Below are 18,391 nucleotides of genomic sequence, written 5' to 3'. Positions count from 1 at the left end.
TCCCGGATTTCGCTTCGCTTCATCCGGGCTACGCGTCTATTCGCGACTCCCTATTCGCTATTCGCCCATCTCACAGATACGCCAGATAATGCGCCAGCGCCGTGATCTCCTCATCGCTCAAGGGATATGCCACGTCGGCCATCGCGGCCTGGGCGCCGCCTGAGCGCAAACCTGACTTGTAGTCGTGCAACGCCTTGACGAGATATTCCTCGCGCTGGCCAGCGATGCGTGCGACGGCCTTGGTGCCGGCAAAGGTGTCGGTGTGGCATGACGCGCAGCGGCGGCCGGCGGCGGCCTGCTTGCCCTTCTCCGACAATTCCGGATTGTCGTCCTTGCCGCCCTTGAACGGCGTCAGCGAAGCGAAATAGGCGCCGAGATTGCGGATGTCCTCGTTGTTGAGCTGCTCGACGATCGGCTGCATCTGCTCGTTCTTGCGCGCGCCGGCGCGGAAGAACACCAGCTGCCACTGGATGAACTGATCGAGCTGGCCCGCGAGCGAGGGAATGTTCTCCGTCTGCGAGATACCGTTCTCGCCGTGACAGCCGGCGCACAGCTCGGCCTTCTCCTTGCCGGCGGCGATATCGGCGGCATGGGCAAACGAGGTCAGCAGGATCGCCGCCGACAGAATTCCGAATGACGCAACGCGCATTGCCAGTTCTCTCCACGTGTCACTGCCGGCCGCCTGTCCTCGACCTGATCGGGGACGACCCGGCAATCCATCTGGCTTGCAGAAGGGTGTTTGTTTGGATGGATGCCCGGATCAAGTCCGGGCATGACGAGGTGGTTCCGTTTCCGGCTGCATCACGAGAGGCTGCGGCCGCCTCAAAGGCCACCGCAGCCCACATGAGTTCAGCCGTTACTTCTTGCTGTAGCTGATGCGATAGATCGCACCGGCCCAGTCGTCGGCAACGAGGATCGAGCCGTCCTTGTCGAGCAGGATGTCGGCGGGACGACCGAGATAGCCCTGGTCGCCCTCGATCCAGCCGGAGGCGAACACCTCCTGCTTGGCGTTCTTGCCGTCAGGCCCGACGATCACGCGCACGATGCGGCCGCCCTGATACTTGTGCCGATTCCAGGAGCCGTGCTCGGCGATCAGGATGTTGTTCTTGTAATCGGCCGGGAATTGGCTGCCGGTATAGAACTTCATGCCGAGCGGAGCGACGTGAGCGCCGAGTTTGAGCACCGGCGGGGTGAACTCCGAGCACTTGTGGCCCATCGCGAATTTCGGATCCGGCAGGTCGCCCTGATGGCAATAGGGATAACCGAAATGCTCGCCCATCCTGCCGATCATGTTGAGCTTGTCGCTCGGCAGATCATCGCTGATCCAGTCGCGCGCATTTTCGGTGAACCAGTATTTGCCGGTGCGCGGATCGACGTCGCCGCCGACCGAGTTGCGCACGCCGAGCGCCCAGATCTCCGCGTTGCCGGTCTTCGGATCGACGCGGCGGATCTGCGACACGCTGGTCGGCGGAATGCCGATGTTGAAGGGCGGGCCGAACGGAATGTAGAACCAGCCGTCCTTGTCGACGGAGATGTATTTCCAGCCATGCGCCGCATAGGACGGCATGTCGTCATACACCACCTTGCCTTGGCCGAGATTGTCGAGATTGGCCTCGGCGTTGTCGTACTTGATCAGCTTATCGACCGCGATGACGTAGAGCGCGCCATCCTTGAAGGTGAGGCCGGTGGGCATGTTGAGGCCCTTGAGGATCGTCTTGACCTCTTTCTTGCCGTTGTTGTCCTTGATCGCATAGACGTTGCCAAGGCCGAACGAGCCGACGAACAGCGTTCCCTTGTCGCCCCACGCCATCTGGCGCGCGGCGAGCACGTTCGACGCATAGACCTCGATCTTGAAGCCCGGCGGCAGCTTGATCTTCTTGATCGTCGCCGCGAGCTCGGCGTCGGAGGAGCCGGTCGGCGGGCCGGACGGCGGGGCAAGGCCCTTCTGCGCTTCGGTCTCGTCGCCGAGGAACCAGTCATCCGGCGGATGCGTCCAGAATTCCTTGTTGCCGGATTCGTATTTCTTCAACGGACGATTCTTGTCCGTCTGTTGCTGCGCACTGGCGAAGGTTGTCCCCGCCAGCAGCGCAATCGCCGCGAACGCAAGTATGGATCGATTGAAAGCCGATTTCATCGCGTCACTCCCCTATGCAAGCCGTTGCAGCTTGCCCCGTTATTGATTTTGAACGCCCTGAGAGATGATTGTGGCGGTCTGTAAGGTAGGTCAGACGACAAAATGGTAGCACATCCGACGACGCTGAGAAGCGGATGCATCTGGGTGCGCTGCAGTCAAAAACAAGTTTGAGGCGAAATTTTCGGGCGTGATGTGCTTGCGAAAGAGGCAGGCGCGCTGCGACGCAATATTCAGACGAAGCGAACGGTTGTGTCGCAGGGCATCGCATACGCGTAAACACGGAGCATCTGTTTGCGCGTGTGAGGCGGCCGCGAGCGACATGGTCCACGTCGTCGCAAAGCGAAGATGTCGCTGGCCGCTGGTGCGCGGCGACGATCTGATTCTGATCGCGCTGCATGCTCTGGCCCTTCGTCGCCCCGGCAGGATCGAGCTGCATCGGCGCCGCGATCGAAGGCTGTCCGGTCGGGCGCAGCGCGCCTTCGCAAGGGGAGATGGCGGACCGCAAGACCTTGCGGTCGTCTCCAGCGACACGATCGCGACTGAACTCGGCAAATGGGCCAGGGGCTACGGGCTCGATCAGGGCCCGAGCGGCACGAAGGCGCGGCTCGATCTTGGCCGGCAGCCAAAGCATCTCGACCCGGAGCCAGAGATCGAAGCGCCTGCCTGGAAATAAAAAAGCCCGCTTCGGTGGGCGGGCCTTCATCAGACTGTCAGCTCGGTCAGCGAGAAACTCTGGAGCGGGCGAAGGGGCTCGAACCCTCGACCCCGACCTTGGCAAGGTCGTGCTCTACCACTGAGCTACACCCGCATCCGAGATGGCGGCGATTGCTCGCCGGCAACGGCAGACCTATGCCAAATGCTTTGAGCGAATGCAACACAAGAGCGCGGCCAGGGCGCGACGAAATCGCTCGGTTTCCTTAAAAATTGAGCTCGAATCGGCCCGAAACCGGCCGGCATCACGATTTCTTTGCTTTTGGGCCGGGAACCGGCCTCAGACCGCCATCGCATCGCGGAGCGATTCGAGCCGGGTCTCGAACCAGCCGGCCAGGGTCTGCGCCAGTTCGGCACGGCGGGCGGGCTCGCAATCGAAAATCGCCCACCATTCGACGAAGGCGCGGTCGCCATCGACCACCGAGGTCACCCGCAAGGTGGCCGTGAAGTCGGTCATCGGCAGGGTCGGCGGACCGGCGAACTCGTAGGTCTGAAAGCATTCGATATCGGACTGCGCCAGCAGCCGCTGCCGGATCCGCCGCTCCCGGTAGACTACGTTGCGCACCGCCCCAATGGTGTCGCCGGACTTGCCCTCCTCGATCTCGCTCGTCCCCTCGCCATGGACCCAGACCGGGTAGTTGTTGAAATCTCGGATGATTTTCCAGACCTCGCCAGCCGGCTGCTCGAACACGGTGCTGTAATAGGCCTTGGCCATGGCGCATTTCCCCGGGGTACCTCGACAGCGCGATCTTCGACCGCGGCCCGGCGAAAACCCACCCGATCTCCGATGGAACGGGGACTAGCGGCAAGCGATTGAAATTTGTCGTCTGACCGCCATTTAGCCAGACAGAACGGCTGAACCAGCCGCGCGGAGCGTGCTAGAACGCCCCCGGATTTTCTGACCTCATTCAAGACCAGGCGAGGACAACGTGACGATAATGGAGCAGGGCGGCTCAACGCCCCAGGCAGCGCCCGATCTGATCAAGGAAACGACGACCCAGACCTTCGTCAAGGACGTCATCGAGGAATCGCGCCGTCAGCCGGTCCTGATCGACTTCTGGGCGCCCTGGTGCGGTCCGTGCCGTCAGCTCACGCCGATGCTGGAAAAAGCGGTCCGCAATGCCAAGGGCCGGGTCAAGCTGGTCAAGATGAACATCGACGAGCATCCGGCGATCCCGGGCCAGATGGGCATCCAGTCGATCCCGGCCGTGATCGCCTTCGTCAACGGCCAGCCGGCCGACGGCTTCATGGGCGCGGTGCCGGAGAGCCAGGTCAACGCCTTCATCGAGAAGATCACCAAGGGCGTCCCCGCAGCGGGCGAACCCGATCTTGCGGAAATCGTGAAGGAGGCCGAGGCCGTGCTCGCCGAGGGTGACGCCGCCGCGGCCGCGCAAATCTACGCCGAGGTACTGGCGCACGACGCCACCAACATTGCCGCGCTGGCCGGCCTCGCCAAGTGCTATGTCACGACTGGTGCCATCGAGCAGGCCAAGCAGACGCTCGCGATGGTTCCGGAATCCAAGCGCAATGATGCCGCCGTGAAGGCGGTGCAGGCCGCGATCGATCTCGCCGAGCAGGCGCAGTCGGTCGGCCCGATCGCCGAGCTTGAACAGAAAGTCGCCGCAAACCCGCTCGATCATCAGGCCCGGTTCGATCTCGCGACCGCGCTGAACGCGATGGGCAAGCGCGCTGAGGCGACCGAGCAACTGCTGGCCATCGTCAAGCGTGACCGCAATTGGAACGACGACGGCGCGCGCAAGCAGCTCGTGCAGTTCTTCGAGGCGTGGGGCGGCGCCGACGAGGCAACCGTCGAGGGGCGCAAGCGGTTGTCGACCATCCTGTTCTCCTAAAGCGCGGTAAGCGCGCTTGGGATTCTTGTTTGGGCATGATCTTGTCGGAAAGCCGCTATACACTATTCCGGATCTTGCCTGAGCCGCGCCTGTAACAGCGGGACTGCAGATGCCGATCAACGCCGAATACCGCGGGCCCGCCGAGCTTCCCGAAGTGATCCCGGTATTCCCGTTGCCGGGCGCGCTGTTGCTGCCGCGCGGCCAGATGCCGCTCAACATCTTCGAGCCGCGCTATCTCGCGATGGTCGACGACGCGCTGCGCGACGGGCACCGCCTGATCGGGATGATCCAGCCCGACGTGACGCATTCGCCGAACGAGGCCAATCCCGTGCTGTTCCGCATCGGCTGCGTCGGCCGCATCACACAGCTCGCCGAATCCGGCGACGGCCGCTACATCCTCGAACTGACCGGCGTCGCGCGCTTCAAGGTGGTCGAGGAACTGACCGTGCAGACGTCCTACCGGCAGTGCAAGGTCGACTTCTTTTCCTTCACCGGCGACTTCACCGCGCGCAAGGGCGAGGAGGCGGTCGACCGCAAGGCGTTGCTCAAGGTGCTCGCCGATTTCCTGAAGGCCAACAATCTCAAGGTCGACTGGGAAGGCATCGAGGCCGCGCCCAACGAGGCGCTGGTCAATGCGCTGGCGATGATGTCGCCCTACGGTCCCGCCGAGAAGCAGGCGATGCTCGAGGCGCCCGACCTGAAGACCCGCGCCGAGATCCTGATCGCGGTCACCGAAATGGATCTCGCCAAGAAGCGCACCAGCGGCGACCCGCCGGTGCAGTGAGGCCCTCTCACCACAACTCCCGCCGACCGAGCCAGATGTGGAGCGGAAGCATCAGGGAAAGGGCAAATCCCGCTGTGAGGTGGATCCAGCTGATCCAGGGTCGCACCTCCTCCGATCCAAGATAATACAGGCTAAAGGCGGTCACGATCAGGACGGCATTGAACGCCGCCATGATCGATCCGGAAATGCGATTTTTCCGGCTCCGCCATGCGCGCAGCAAGTGCACGGGAATCAGCGCGCCCAGCAGCAATAACGCCAGCATGGCGGCACCGCCATGCACCATCAGCATCGTCGCCGCGCTCTGCTGCCAGATCTCGTCGCCAGCGACGTTCTTTTGCCAATCCGCCACGAGCCAGCCAGCACCGGTCAGCAGCAGCACCGCGAACGCCGCGTAAATCGAATAGCGAAATGGACGCTTAAGCCGCAAGGTGCACCGCCTGAGGCCAGTCGGACGTGATCTGCACCTCGCCATCGACCGAGATCAACAAGGCACTCGCTCCGTAATGCGCGAGCAGGTCGCCGGCGCCGGTCCCGGAGATCATGACGACCTTCGTGAGCGCATCGGCGATCATGCATGACGGTGCTCGGACCGTAGCGCCGGTAACGGCACCCGTCGGCTTGCCGGTAAAGGGATCGATGATCGCCGATACACCCGGAGCTGCTCCATCAACCAGATCAAATCGACGCGCCGTCGACGCCAGCGCCTCATCGGTCAGCTCGATACGGGCGAGCAAGCGGAGCGGGTCGCCGGGGTCGCGCAGGTGGACCGTGTGCGGCCCCTGTCCGAATACCCGAAGATCGCCACCGGCATTGACCAGCCCGCCCGGAATATCGAAGCCGCGCAACACCTCGATTGCGCGATCGACTGCAAAGCCCTTGGCGATCCCACCGAGATCGATCTCGATCGCCGGTGATCGAAAGCGCACGGTCTGTTCAGACGAAAGCTCGATCGGATCGGTGACGCGCCATTCCGGCATGATGACCGGAGCGCCATCCAATCCAGGCAGCAGACCCATGGCCTGCAACACCGGCGCGACGGTGACGTCGAAAACACCCCTGGAACGTCGATGCATCTCGACCGCCGCCTCCAGGACCTGGAACGTCCAGGCATGGACTCGCGTCGGGCGGATGCCGGCTTCCCGATTGAGGCGGCTGACGTCGGTGTCGTGCTCATGAAAGCTCATCAGCCGATGAACTTCGGCGACTGCATCGAATGCGGCGTCAATGGCGGCAGCCGCGTCGGATCCGGCAGCAGCTGCGACCTCGATCTCGACGAAGGTGCCCAACAGCGGCCGCGCGCGGCGAGTACTATCGAAGGCGATTGGCATAGGCGGTCAGGATCCTCTTCACGCCCTCGGTGACATGCGTCGATGACAACGTCGCGCCGGAGATATTCCTGATGTCGCCGTTGATCTTCAATGCGCTGCCGCTGGTCTTGCCGACGAATTGCGCCAGCCAGCTCGGACTTCTGATCTCACCGCCATAGGATTCCCTGTATTGCAGGATTTCGACCTTATGCACTGCGCCGGCCGGGGTCAGCGCCACCGCATAGTCGATGAACAGGTGCTTGCCGATGACCCGGTCGAAGACGAAGAAGCCCGCGACTTTGCCGCCGGATTCGGCCTTCCAGACGCGTCCCGTCTGGACTTCGGTGAAGTGCGTCGCCGATGGAAACGCCTGCCTCTGCGCCTCCTCGATCGACAGGTACTGAACCGCATAGGCAGGCGAAGCAACCGACACGAGCGCCACCGCCGGCAGCGTATATCGAACCCACGTCATCTTTCACGCGACTCCCATCGTTTGTTGTCCTGCGGCGGCGCGCGCGTTCCGAGCGCCGCACTGATCTCAGAAGAAGAAGCCGACACCGCCGAGGAACGAATCCGACATCGCGCCGGTGATGCTCTTGTCGATGACGTGCTGATAGGTCGCCTTCAGGGCAATCTTCGGTGATGGGAAGAGCGCAAATCCGGCGGTATGGAACTGTCGCTGACCGGCGCCGATCGGCAGGTTGGCATCTGTGCCGGCAAACCCGCCGGTCTGCAGGTTCTGGTACGTATAGCGGTAGAACGGCACTGCCTCCCATTCGCTGTTTAGGATAGTACCGAGCGGCACGTGATAGGCGACCTCACCGGAATAGCCGTACATCGTCTTGCCGACGTTGTTGGTGGGATCGGAATCGTTGTTCGCGCGCAAATTCTCCGGATGGCCGAATTCCGCGCGGACATATTCGCCGCGAAGCTCGAGACCGGTGTCGGGGACGCGATAGCGGAACTCAGCATCGAACATCGTCAGGCTCGAGCGGCCGAAGAAATTGCCGAAATCATCATGCGCCCCGCGCGGCGTCGTGTTCGGTGAGTAGTACGCGCTTACGCTTCCGGCGAAGCCGGGCAGGACCGTCGGTGTGACGTCGAGCCGTCCGGATACGGCCACGGCATTGTTGAGCTGCTGGAAGTCGCCGAGCGGTGGCCTGGAGAACCCAAGCCCGTTCAGGCCATCGATCCCTGCGGCGTAGGGCGTTCCGGGAAGCGGCACGGTCTTGGCCTCGGTACGGTTGTCGAAGGAGTCGCCGAAGTCCTCGTTGCTGGTGCTGACCATCACCTGATACTTCAGATCATCGCTGATGGTCCCATAGACACTGCTCGACGGCACCTTCCAGGTCGATGGAATGAGACCGTTGTACAATTCGGGCCGGTTCACGCTGTAGAACTGCGTCGGCTCGTGGTGCTGGTTGATGTAGCCGATCGGCACGAGATCGATACCGGGCGCGCGCCAGTTGAACTGATCGAGGATCTTGAAATCGACCCAGAGCTGCTCGATCTCGGCGGTGCCGTGCAGCTTGTCGTCATTGTCAAAGCCCGAACCCGCGTGCTCGAACTCGATCTCCGCATTGAAGATGATGTTCGGCGTGATCGCGTAGGTCGGCAGCAGGACGAAGCGTTGCGCATCGAAGCCGTTCTGCCACTGGCCGTTGGCGGCAGGGTTTTGCACGGCACCGAACTTGACTTCGCCATAGGCGCCTATGCTGAGGCCGGGAACAGGCGAGTCCGCCAGCCCCAGAATGGGCTTGTCTCCCGCCGCTGGCAGCGGCGGGAGGTTCAGCATCGGCTTGGCCGGCGTCTCTGCGGATTGGGCTTCGGGCTTGCCCTTGGCTCCCTTTGTTTCCTGCTTTGCGTCCGTCGCCTCCTTCGCATCGGTGGATGACGCCGTCGCGTTGGCGCTCCGGATCGAGGCCGGCCGCGATGAGGACTTGGTGCCGGCGTCGGCCTGCTGGCGGCTGTCCTTCTGCTTCAGCTCGGCTTCGAGCGCCTGGATGCGCCGCTCCATCTTGTCGAGCTTTTTCAGCAATACCTCGTTCGTGCTATCTTCGGCCGCAAAGGCGCCGCTGCTGCTGAAGATCGACAGCGCGGTCGCCGCGAGGAGTGCGGCACGCCTGGAGCTAAAGCCCGGTCCGAATTTCGATACTTCCAAGTCCGTATGACGCTGCGACAGCATGTGCCCCCCTTGATCCGCGGAAACGAAAACCCGCGACAATTGGGCGCACCTAACACCACAGAGAAGCATTTCGGTACGTTTCTGGCAGTCTGAGAGCCAGACGGCGGTTAGAATTTCTCCACTTTGGAATTAGAATAAGAAAAAACAAGCCGGAGGCTCGGCAGAGTTCGTGGATTTCCGCGGAAGCTCGACGAAAGCGGCGAAATCGCTCACCAGCGGCTGCGGATCAGCTTCCGTCCTGTAATCATCGCTTGCACCAGGTTCTGGCGCTGAAGAATGCCCATCACGACCACACCCAAGACGTGCAACACGACCAGGATGATGACCGCATCCGAGGCGTAGGCGTGGGTGTCCTCGACCCACCAGACCCCGAAGAAGGTCACGGTGACCTGCATCGCGCCCGTGATCGCCGAAATCGCGAGCAGCGCCAGCAAGGCCACCAGCATCACGGTGCCGGCAGGATTGAGTCCGATATAGCGGCCGGTGATCCCGCGGCGCAGATTCCAGATGTAGCGCGGCGCGGCGCGCAGCCTCGCGCCCAGCATCCTGAACCGCGAATAGTGCGTGCCGGCAAAGCCCCAGATCAACCGAAAGGCCACGAGTCCGATCACGCTATAGCCGGCCAGCCGGTGCACCCGGTCATGGCTGTTCGGCGTGAACCACGCGATCAGCACGACGGCCGCGAGAGTCCAGTGCCAGAGCCGCAGCGGCAGGTCCCAGACCTGCACCGTCCGCGACGCGGAGTGCTGCGCGGATGGATCGCGCGGTCGCGGCGCCGCCTCTGCCATCGGCCTCAGGTCACTTCGCGATCGTGTGTTTCAGGGTGAGATCCTCGGGGTTGTAGAACAGCTCGAACAGCTTGCCGTCCTTGACGCCGTACACTTCGTAGCAGGAGCCTTCGATCTTGGAGCGGCGCACCTCGTAGCCGGCCGCCTTGGCCTTGGCTTCGGCTTCGCTCGCCGGCTTCCACGACGCCTTGTCGAGCTTGGTGCAGTTCTTGTAGCCGTCGGCAAGCGCCGTCGATCCCATCAGCCCCAATACAGACATTGCCAGCGCAGCACTCCGAATGACCCTCACGAATATCTCCTCCCGGTTTCGATGACGCGCGCAAGGCGCGCGAACCGAAGGACGCGGAGGCGATGGCGAAGTCAATGCCCCGCGGCGCGTTGAATGCCTTAGAGAAATTCTAACGGCCGCGAAAACCGCTGCAGTCTCCGTGCACAAACCAGAACTTGGCGGCTCGCTGCGGCCTTACGTCTCACGATCCGCCGCTGCGGCCAATCATCAGGAAGCGGCGGCCGCGACCGCGCGGCGAGCGGTGGGGTGTTCCACCGTCGCCGGGGCCCGCTCGCCGATCATCTGCGCGACCTTCGCGCGCCTGACCGGCGGGCTGAAATGGAAGCCCTGCACCTCCGTGCAGGCATCGGCACGGAGGATGTCGAGCTGCTCCCGGGTTTCGACGCCTTCGGCCGTCGTGGTCTTGCCGAGGCTGACGGCGAATCGGACTACCGCGCGCGCAATCCGGCGCGATTCGTCCGTCGGCGCGGACAATTCGGACACGAAGCTGCGGTCGATCTTGACCTTGTCGAACGGAAATCGCTGCAGGAAGCTCAGCGACGAGTAGCCGGTGCCAAAGTCATCGAGCGCGATCCGCACCCCCAGATCGTGCAACTGACCGAGCGCCGCGAACACCGCCTCACTGTCGTGGATGATCGCCGTCTCGGTGACTTCGAGCTCGAGCCGGTGCGGGGCAATTCCCGAGCTCGCCAGCGCACGCACCACGACCGGCACCAGCTCCTGGCTCCTGAACTGGGCCGGTGACAGGTTGACCGCGATCTTGAGATCGTCGGGCCATTTCGCCGCCTCGGCGCAGGCGGTTCGCAACACCCATTCCCCGAGCGGCACGATCAGGCCGGTCTCTTCAGCCAGCGGAATGAACGTCGCCGGCGGCACCATGCCGCGTTGCGGATGGTCCCACCGCAGCAGCGCCTCGAAGCCGCTGGTCTCGCCGCTCGCGACGTTGATGAACGGCTGGTAGTGAAGCTCGAACTCTCCGTTCAAGAGCGCGCTGCGCATGTCGCGCTCGAGGCTGCGCCGGGCCTGCAGCAGCTGATCGAGCTCCGGCTCGAAGAAGCGGTATGCGCCGCGCCCGCGGCTCTTCGCGGAATACAGCGCGAGATCAGCGCTTCTGAGGATCTCGTCCGAATCGGCGCCGTCGCGCGGCGCGATCGCAATGCCGATGCTGGTCGCAGTGATCACCCGATGAAGGTCGAGGTCGACGGGCTCGCTGAGCGCCTTCCTGATCTTCTCGGCGAGCTGGCCGGCATCCACGACAGGATCCGTCACGTAGTCGATCACGGCGAACTCGTCGCCGCCGAGGCGCGCGATCAGCGCCGTTTCGCTGACGCAGCGGCGGAGCCGCACGGCCACTGCCTGCAGCAGCGCGTCACCCGCGGGGTGACCGAGTGTGTCGTTGATATCCTTGAAGCGATCGAGATCGAGCATCAGCACCGCAAGGCTCGGCCCGCCGTGGCGCGTGATCGACAAGGCCTGCTCCATCCGCTCCTTGAGCAGCACACGGTTCGGCAGGTCGGTCAGCGCATCGTGCTGCGCCATGTGGGTGATCTTGGCCTCGGAGCGGCGTTGCTCAGTGACGTCGAGATGGGTCGCCACCCAGCCGCCGCCGACCATCGGTTGCCTGGTGACGCAAATCAGCCGGCCATCGGCGAGCTCGTCGATCCGGCTATTGATCTCGTTGGCCGGCAACGCGTTCAACGTCGCGAGCCGCTCGGTCGCGGCGCTGTCGCTGGTCTCGCCCTTGAGGATGCCGTTCAGGATACGATGCCTGATGATGTCGCGGTGAAGCGTCCCGGGACGCAACAGTTCGGGCGGCAGCCGGTACATGTTGGCGTAGCGGGCGTTGCACACGACGAGGCGCTTGTCCGCATCGAACATGCAGAGGCCCTCGCCCATGTAGTTGATCGCCGTATCCAGCCGCAGCTTCTGCTCCTGCAGCTCGTGTTGCGAGGCCTCGACCTGCTGGCGCGCCAGCGAGAGCTGGCTGATGATCTCCTCGAAGCGGTGCGTGCGCAGCGCAAGCCGGCGATCCGCGAGCACGCAGACCAGGCTCATCCCGAGCACCGACAGCGCCGCGCCGGCGATCGTGACGGCGAGGAAGGCGGGAGAGAGCGACAGGGCGTCCGGCGCCTGCCGCGGGTCGGGGACGATCGCGACGGCGCCCATCGCCGTGAAGTGATGGGACACGATCGCGAGCGTCAGCAACAGCGCGGCGGCGGCCGTCATCCGGCGATCCTGGTGGCGCACCGCGATCGCCAGCGCCGCATAGCCGAACAGCATGCCGAGCACGATCGAGGCGGCGACGAGATCGATCGACCAGACCACGCGGCCCGGCACTTCGAGCGCCCAAATGCCGAGATAGTGCATGCTGGCGATGCCGGCACCGATGATCGCGCCGCCGACCGGTGCGCGCCAGCGGCTGGACTCGGTGGCGGCAAAGCCGAGGCCGCCCGACGTCAGCAGCATCGCCGTGGCGAGCGACAGCGCGGTCAGCGCGGTGCTGTATCCGGTCGGAACACCCGGCTCATAGGCGAGCATGGCGATGAAATGCGTCGCCCAGATTCCGTAACCGATCGCGGCGCCCGCGATCGCGATCCAGATCAGGCGCGTTCTCGCCCGCGATGCGATGGCCCGATGGAAGATGTTGACGGCAACCACGCTTGCGACGAAGCAAACCAGGCCGGCGAGTACGACCAGCCTCCAGTCACGCTCACCGGATACGCACGTAAAAATACGGAACATCGCGTCGGCTCATGATTGTCTGCTCCGACAGATAGTCCGATCGAGTTTCCTTCTGGATAATTATTCCGGGCTTTCTGAGGCATGGTTATCCGCGCGTAAGCCGAATCCGCAGGAAATTAATAACCCCATAGATTTTCCAGCGGGTGTAAGAGACAGCGGCGCTGGGTTGTATCGGCGCGGTGCGATCTCTGTCTCATGCCGCGCTGCGAAGTGCGGACGGCAGCCGGCCGACAGGATCGCGGCCGAGATGACCGGTGGCTCCGGCGACGAGAACGAGCGTTATGTCCGGTTCTCGATCGGTTGCGCGCGCCGGGCGTCACGCGCCGGCGTCCGCGATCGCGCTGAACATCGCGGAATCCAGGGCATTCAGCCTGTCCGGGCGATTGACACGAACGTCGGCAATGCCGTTGGCGATGCTGAGGTGGACACGATCATCCATGATGGCCTCCCTGTCGCTAGTAGCCGGCGATCGCGAGCGCCACCACGACGCTCATGCCAATCCATCCGAAGTGACGACCGCGAGTGGCGATCGCATTGGCCAGCGCGGCGCAGCCGAACACCACGGCGAGCGTGGCGACGATCCAGTGCCGCGCGGCGTCGCTGGCCATCGCAGGCGCCACGATGAGGAGCGCGCCGCCGCCGATCCACGCGACCGTGCCGGCCTGCCACACCAGGCGGAGCAGCAGACGCAGCCGCGGCGGCTCGACGGTGGCGCGCGCAAAGATCCTGATTTCGCCGAGCACGCCATGGATCAGGCTGATGATGATCGCGATGACGCCGGCACCCTGCAGCAGATAGTCCCGCATCGGACGGCCTCCATACACTGCTGTATGGTTATGATCCCCGACGCTGGCGCCTGTCAATACACTTGTGTATGGTGGCGACCGACACGACAAGGGGAACCATGGCCGATCAGCTCTCGGCGCAGGATTGGCTCGACCTGGGTCTGAAGACCCTGGCTAAGAACGGCTTCACGGCGCTGAAGGCCGATCCTTTGGCCAAGGCGATGGGCGTGTCGCGCGGCAGCTTCTACTGGCACTTCGCCGATATCGGCGCGTTCCACGCCGCGGTGCTCAAGCGCTGGCGCGACGTCGCCGCCGAGCAGATCATCGCCGGCATCGAGGCGGCCAAGGGCGAGGACCCCGTGGCGGTGCTGCTGCGGCTGACCTTCATCAGCAAGCTCGCGCTGGAGCGGGCGGTGCGAAGCTGGGCAGCGCATGATGGCGCCGCGCGTGCCGCGGTGCAGGCGATCGACCGCCGCCGGCTCGACTATATCGAAAGCCTGCTGAAAAAGATCGGCCTGCCCGACGCCGTCGCCCGCGCCCGCGCCCAGATTCTCTACTGGACGTTTCTCGGTTTCGCGCTGTCCGACCAGGCGCTGCCGCAGGACAAACAGCAGGCCGTGCTCGAGGAGCTGCTAAGGATGGCGACTCGGCCGCCGTCATGACATCAAGCAATCGAGTGTGCTAGACAGAAACGAGCCGGAGACAGCAATGAATTCCACGCCCGACCATCTCGAAAGCACCGCCGATCCGAAACTGCTGGAGATCCTGGTGTGCCCGATCACCAAGGGGCCGCTGGAGTTCGACGCGGCGAAGCAGGAACTGATCTCGCGTTCCGCCAAGCTCGCCTATCCGATCCGCGACGGCATCCCGATCATGCTGCCGGAAGAGGCCAGGAAGATCGATTAGCGCCACGGCATGCGGGCGATCGTCACATTGCTGCTGTTGCTCGCTTCGCTGGCGAGCGCAGCAGCCGACGAGAGCAAGATCCGTGTCGGCCCGATCGACGCAGTGCTGACGGTCCCGCCCGGCGTCCCGAAGCCGCCGGTCGCGCTCCTGATCGCCGGCTCCGGCTCGACCGACCATGACGGCAACGGGCCGCAGCTCAAGCCGGCAACGCTGAAGAAGCTCTCCGAGCAACTGGTCGCGCGCGGCATCGCAACGCTGCGCTACGACAAGCGCGGCGCCGGCGGCTGGAAGAAGGAGTTCGGCCGCCCGGAGGATTTTCGCTTCAAGGACTTCGTCGACGATGCCGTGTCGCTGATCGAATATCTGCGTGCAAGCGGCAGGTTCTCGCGGATCGCGGTGGTCGGGCACAGCGAAGGCGGCCTCGTCGCGCTGCTTGCCGTGCAGCGCGCGCCGATCGACCGGCTGGTGTTGCTGGCGACCGCGGCGCGCAAGCAGGGCGACCTCCTGAAGGCGCAGCTCGAAAAGCAGCTGCCGGCGGACAAATACGCGCCGCTCGGCAAGGCGATCGACGACATCATGGCGGGACAGATCGTCGACCCGCCGCCGGGGGGGCTTGCGATCGCGCCGTCGATGCAGCCTGGCATGGCCTCCGCCTTCAATGAAGATCCGATCGAACCGATGAAGAAGGTCACCGGCCCGACGCTGATCGTCGCAGGCGGCCGCGACCATCAATTGGCGCGGCTCGACTTTCTCGCGCTCACCGCCGCCGACATCGCGGCCAAATCATTGTGGCTGCCGGACATGAACCATGTGCTGGTCGACGTCACCGACGAGGCGGACGATGTGGCGAGCTACAATCAGCCCGACCGCGCGCTCGATCCCGCCATGATCGATGCGGTGGCCGCGTTCATCTCACACGAATAATCTCGTAGATGGGGTAACGGGCCGACGGATATAGCCGCCCGGCCGCTACGGCGCGATGTGGAAGCGCGCTCGCGTGCGGCTTTTCGGGCAGGCGGTCGTCCCTCAAACTGATGGTGTTCAAACGGAGTCGGGCGAGCCCGCTCCAAGCATCATTAAGGGACGACCATGTACCACTATGCAGGAATCGACGTGTCTTTGGAAAGCTCGAGCGTTTGCGTTGTCGATGGCGCGGGCAAGATTTTGCGGGAGGCGAAGGTTGCCAGCGAGCCGGAAGCGCTGATCGCCTGGTTCCGATCGCTGGGCCAGGCGATGGAGCGGATCGGACTGGAGGCCGGTCCGTTGTCGCAATGGCTGTACGCGGCGCTGCGCGCGGCCGGGCTTGCCGTCGAGCTGCTGGAGACCCGGCACGTCCGCGATGCCTTCAAGGCGATGCCGGTGAAGTCGGACCGCAACGATGCCCGCGGCATCGCCCAACTGATGCGGCTCGGCTGGTTCCGGCCGGTCCACTGCAAGTCGATTGAAGCGCAGGAGACGCGGGCGGTTCTGACGGCCCGCAAGCTGCTGCAGTCGAAGCTGCGCGACATCGAGAACAGCGTACGTGGCGTGCTGCGGGGCTTTGGCCTGAAGGTCGGCAAGACCACCGAGCGCACGTTCGCCAACCGGATCCGGGAGCTCGTCGCCGGCCACCCCGGACTTGAGCTGGTGGCGCAGGCCCTGCTCGAAGCCCATGCCGTGTTGCTGCGCGAGTTCAATGGCCTGGACAGACACACCCAGAGGCTCGCCAGATCGCATCCCCCGGCCAGGCTTCTGATGACAACGCCGGCCGTCGGCCCGATCGTGGCGCTCACCTATGCCGCCGCGATCGACGATCCGAACAGGTTCCGTTCCTCGAAGGCGACCGGTGCGCATTTTGGGCTCACCCCGAAGAAGTATCAGTCGGGGCAAACCGACTACACTGGCCGCATCAGCAAGATCGGCGACGCGTCGGTGCGGGAGGCGCTGTACCAGGCCGCCCACGTCATGCTGACCAAGCCGGTCAGGAACTGCTCGGCGCTGAAGAGCTGGGCCATGCGGCTTGCCAAACGTGCGGGCATGCGCAAGGCCAAGGTGGCGCTGGCGCGCAAGCTCGCAGTCATCCTGCATCGGATGCTGGCTGATGCGAAACCCTTCAATCCGATGGCCCACGCAACCTAACCAAGGAGCCTCAACCGATCTGGGCAGGCCACGACACCAGGCCTTCCCCGAGCGAAGTCCCTTTGCCGGGACGACGGATCCGGTCAGGCCGCCATCCGGGAAGTCGGTTCACAACCACGCTTCCGTAGATTGGCCGGCCGGCTCCTCAATGCACCCCATCAGGCGACGGCCACCGCGCCGATCCCGTACAGAAGCAAGTGCCCGGCAAGCGGACCACGCAAAAAGGGATTGACTAACCAAGGCCCGTTACAGAAGCCCGGATGGAGCAGGACTAAGTCGATTGTCGTCGCAGGTTCGTAGCCCGGATGGAGCGAAGCGCAATCCGGGACAGCCCTCCCCGGAGATGCTTCCCCGGATTTCGCTTCGCTGCATCCGGGCTACAAGCTTTACAGCGCCTCACCCTTCAACAGCCGCGGCACTTCGCCCGACAGCCCCGCCGCCTGGCGGATGAACATCTCCTTCAGCGGCGGCGCGCGGTCGACCAGGCCCAATCCGATGTCGCGCACGGCGCGCAGCAGCGTCGATTCATTGGAGAACAGGAAGTTCAGCGAGTTGGTGGCGACCCCCATTGCCATCGTGTCGAAGCGCCGCCAGCGCTGATAGCGCTCGAGCACATCGGCCTGGCCGAGATCGATGCCGAGCCGTGCCGCGTCGACGACGACTTCGGCCAGCGCCGCGACATCCCTCAGGCCCATATTGAGCCCCTGCCCCGCGATCGGATGAATCACATGGGCGGCGTCGCCGATCAGCGCCAGCCGCTCGGCGATGAAAGAGCGCGCGACGAAATAGCCGAGCGGAAATGCGCGCGGCTTGTCGAGCGCCTTGAGCTCGCCGAGACGCAGCCCGAAGCGCTGCTCGAGCTCGGCGTGGAATTCCTCCTCACTCAGCGCGACGATGCGCGCGGCATCCTTGCGCGTCTCGGTCCACACCAGCGAGGAGCGATTGCCGGTCAGCGGCAGGATCGCGAACGGACCCGCGGGCAGGAAATGCTCCTCGGCGCGGCCCTGATGCTCGCGCTCATGCCCGACCGTGACGACGATGCCGGATTGATCGTACTCCCAGCCATGGGTCGCGATGCCGGCACGCTCGCGCAGCTTCGAGCGCGCGCCGTCGGCGGCGACAAGGAGGCTCGCATCGATCACAGCACCGTCGGCCAGCGTCACGCTGATGCCGTCGGTGCGGGCGTCGTAGGTCGACACCGCGGTGGCGCGCAGCTCGACGCCCTCGGCCTCCGCGCGCGCGGCGAGCGCATCGATCAGATGGCGGTTCTCGACCATATGCGCGAACGGCTCGCCGGGCGCGACGTTGCCGGCGAAGGTCAGGAACACCGGGCGGGTCGCGTCTTCCAGCTTGGAGTCGGTGACCACCATGTCCGTGATCGGCTGCGCGGTCGGCGCGACCTGGCCCCAAACGCCGAGCGTCTCGAACAGCCGCCGGCAGGCGGCCACGATCGCGGTCGCGCGGGGATCGCGGCTTGGCCGCGTGCCCAGCGCCGGATCGGCCACGATGACGGCCACGTCAGGCCCAAGCCCCTGGCGCAGCGCCACGGCCAGCGCCAGCCCGGCAAACGCGCCCCCGCAGATGACAATACTTCGCTGTCCCGGCATGCCCTTCCTCTACGCGTTTGCCGCTCTCAGACTGTGCTTGCTACCTGATAATAGCTGGGCGAAACAAGGTCCATAGTAACGGGCGTCATTCCGAGGCGCGCGAAGCGCGAACCCTGGTGTGCAGTTGCACACCTGAGAATCTCGCGCCAAACCGCTGGATTCCGGGTTCGATGCTGCCGCATCGC

At 64.4% G+C, this 18,391-nt stretch carries 20 protein-coding genes and 1 tRNA gene; 7 read left to right on the top strand and 14 right to left on the bottom strand.

Features of this window, described 5'->3' with window-relative positions:
• Window positions 1-70 precede the first annotated feature (70 nt).
• A complete protein-coding gene (locus tag MTX19_RS01290) occupies window positions 71-649 on the bottom strand; it encodes a c-type cytochrome (RefSeq protein WP_280982115.1) in 579 nt (192 codons plus the stop codon).
• 207 nt (window positions 650-856) lie between these two features.
• On the bottom strand, window positions 857-2,134 hold the full coding sequence (locus MTX19_RS01285; protein WP_280982114.1) for a PQQ-dependent sugar dehydrogenase: 1,278 nt from the start codon (window positions 2,132-2,134) through the stop codon (window positions 857-859).
• 319 nt (window positions 2,135-2,453) lie between these two features.
• Between MTX19_RS01285 and MTX19_RS01280 the strand changes: the two genes are divergently transcribed.
• Window positions 2,454-2,807, top strand: coding sequence for a hypothetical protein (locus MTX19_RS01280; RefSeq protein ID WP_280982113.1), 354 nt, complete (start codon window positions 2,454-2,456; stop codon window positions 2,805-2,807).
• Window positions 2,808-2,867: 60 nt separating this feature from the next.
• Here the strand turns inward: MTX19_RS01280 and MTX19_RS01275 are convergent.
• Window positions 2,868-2,942 (bottom strand) — tRNA-Gly (locus tag MTX19_RS01275).
• A gap of 183 nt (window positions 2,943-3,125) precedes the next feature.
• Window positions 3,126-3,560 carry an SRPBCC family protein gene (locus tag MTX19_RS01270; protein WP_280982112.1) on the bottom strand — a complete coding sequence of 145 codons (435 nt, stop codon included), beginning with the start codon at window positions 3,558-3,560 and terminating at the stop codon, window positions 3,126-3,128.
• A gap of 214 nt (window positions 3,561-3,774) precedes the next feature.
• Here MTX19_RS01270 and trxA point away from each other — a divergent pair, with 214 nt between their 5' ends.
• Window positions 3,775-4,695, top strand: coding sequence for a thioredoxin (gene trxA, locus MTX19_RS01265; protein ID WP_280982111.1), 921 nt, complete (start codon window positions 3,775-3,777; stop codon window positions 4,693-4,695).
• A gap of 109 nt (window positions 4,696-4,804) precedes the next feature.
• Window positions 4,805-5,479, top strand: coding sequence for an LON peptidase substrate-binding domain-containing protein (locus MTX19_RS01260; RefSeq protein WP_280982110.1), 675 nt, complete (start codon window positions 4,805-4,807; stop codon window positions 5,477-5,479).
• 7 nt (window positions 5,480-5,486) lie between these two features.
• Here the strand turns inward: MTX19_RS01260 and MTX19_RS01255 are convergent, their stop codons facing one another.
• The 9 genes from MTX19_RS01255 to MTX19_RS01215 all read right to left on the bottom strand — a co-directional run bounded on the left by MTX19_RS01255 (window position 5,487) and on the right by MTX19_RS01215 (window position 13,596).
• Complete coding sequence (locus tag MTX19_RS01255) at window positions 5,487-5,906, bottom strand: hypothetical protein (RefSeq protein WP_280982109.1); 420 nt, start codon at window positions 5,904-5,906, stop codon at window positions 5,487-5,489.
• Window positions 5,896-6,807, bottom strand: coding sequence for an FAD:protein FMN transferase (locus MTX19_RS01250; protein ID WP_280982108.1), 912 nt, complete (start codon window positions 6,805-6,807; stop codon window positions 5,896-5,898). Before MTX19_RS01250 ends, MTX19_RS01255 begins: the two co-directional genes overlap by 11 nt.
• Entirely contained in the window at window positions 6,788-7,258 is a 471-nt protein-coding gene (locus MTX19_RS01245) for an FMN-binding protein (RefSeq protein ID WP_280982107.1), read from the bottom strand. The genes MTX19_RS01250 and MTX19_RS01245 overlap by 20 nt, the downstream gene beginning before the upstream one ends.
• 66 nt (window positions 7,259-7,324) lie before the next feature.
• Entirely contained in the window at window positions 7,325-8,971 is a 1,647-nt protein-coding gene (locus tag MTX19_RS01240; RefSeq protein ID WP_280982106.1) for a hypothetical protein, read from the bottom strand.
• Between the two features lie 209 nt (window positions 8,972-9,180).
• Window positions 9,181-9,759: a cytochrome b/b6 domain-containing protein gene (locus MTX19_RS01235; RefSeq protein ID WP_280982105.1), complete on the bottom strand. Its 579-nt coding sequence runs from the start codon at window positions 9,757-9,759 to the stop codon at window positions 9,181-9,183.
• Between the two features lie 10 nt (window positions 9,760-9,769).
• The gene (locus MTX19_RS01230; protein WP_280982104.1) at window positions 9,770-10,048 is read right to left on the bottom strand and encodes a PepSY domain-containing protein; all 279 of its coding nucleotides are present in this window, start codon (window positions 10,046-10,048) and stop codon (window positions 9,770-9,772) included.
• A gap of 207 nt (window positions 10,049-10,255) precedes the next feature.
• Window positions 10,256-12,790, bottom strand: coding sequence for an EAL domain-containing protein (locus MTX19_RS01225; RefSeq protein WP_280982103.1), 2,535 nt, complete (start codon window positions 12,788-12,790; stop codon window positions 10,256-10,258).
• A gap of 316 nt (window positions 12,791-13,106) precedes the next feature.
• On the bottom strand, window positions 13,107-13,229 hold the full coding sequence (locus MTX19_RS01220) for a hypothetical protein (RefSeq protein WP_280982102.1): 123 nt from the start codon (window positions 13,227-13,229) through the stop codon (window positions 13,107-13,109).
• Window positions 13,230-13,245: 16 nt separating this feature from the next.
• Window positions 13,246-13,596 carry a hypothetical protein gene (locus tag MTX19_RS01215; protein ID WP_280982101.1) on the bottom strand — a complete coding sequence of 117 codons (351 nt, stop codon included), beginning with the start codon at window positions 13,594-13,596 and terminating at the stop codon, window positions 13,246-13,248.
• 98 nt (window positions 13,597-13,694) lie between these two features.
• Here MTX19_RS01215 and MTX19_RS01210 point away from each other — a divergent pair, with 98 nt between their 5' ends.
• The 4 genes from MTX19_RS01210 to MTX19_RS01195 all read left to right on the top strand — a co-directional run bounded on the left by MTX19_RS01210 (window position 13,695) and on the right by MTX19_RS01195 (window position 16,599).
• Window positions 13,695-14,237 carry a TetR/AcrR family transcriptional regulator gene (locus MTX19_RS01210; protein ID WP_280982100.1) on the top strand — a complete coding sequence of 181 codons (543 nt, stop codon included), beginning with the start codon at window positions 13,695-13,697 and terminating at the stop codon, window positions 14,235-14,237.
• 46 nt (window positions 14,238-14,283) lie between these two features.
• The gene (locus tag MTX19_RS01205; protein ID WP_044539258.1) at window positions 14,284-14,481 is read left to right on the top strand and encodes a Trm112 family protein; all 198 of its coding nucleotides are present in this window, start codon (window positions 14,284-14,286) and stop codon (window positions 14,479-14,481) included.
• Window positions 14,482-14,490: 9 nt separating this feature from the next.
• The gene (locus MTX19_RS01200) at window positions 14,491-15,405 is read left to right on the top strand and encodes an alpha/beta fold hydrolase (protein ID WP_280985797.1); all 915 of its coding nucleotides are present in this window, start codon (window positions 14,491-14,493) and stop codon (window positions 15,403-15,405) included.
• Window positions 15,406-15,570: 165 nt separating this feature from the next.
• Window positions 15,571-16,599: an IS110 family transposase gene (locus tag MTX19_RS01195; protein WP_280982097.1), complete on the top strand. Its 1,029-nt coding sequence runs from the start codon at window positions 15,571-15,573 to the stop codon at window positions 16,597-16,599.
• Between the two features lie 386 nt (window positions 16,600-16,985).
• On the opposite strand, the gene MTX19_RS01190 is transcribed toward MTX19_RS01195, so the two are convergent.
• On the bottom strand, window positions 16,986-18,206 hold the full coding sequence (locus MTX19_RS01190; RefSeq protein ID WP_280974818.1) for a ubiquinone biosynthesis hydroxylase: 1,221 nt from the start codon (window positions 18,204-18,206) through the stop codon (window positions 16,986-16,988).
• Window positions 18,207-18,391 lie beyond the last annotated feature (185 nt).

Origin of the sequence: Bradyrhizobium sp. ISRA464 (assembly GCF_029910095.1) — a bacterium.
Taxonomy (GTDB): Bacteria; Pseudomonadota; Alphaproteobacteria; order Rhizobiales; family Xanthobacteraceae; genus Bradyrhizobium.
Note: the sequence above shows the minus strand (reverse complement) of the source record. Positions and strands in the feature narration are given on the sequence as shown.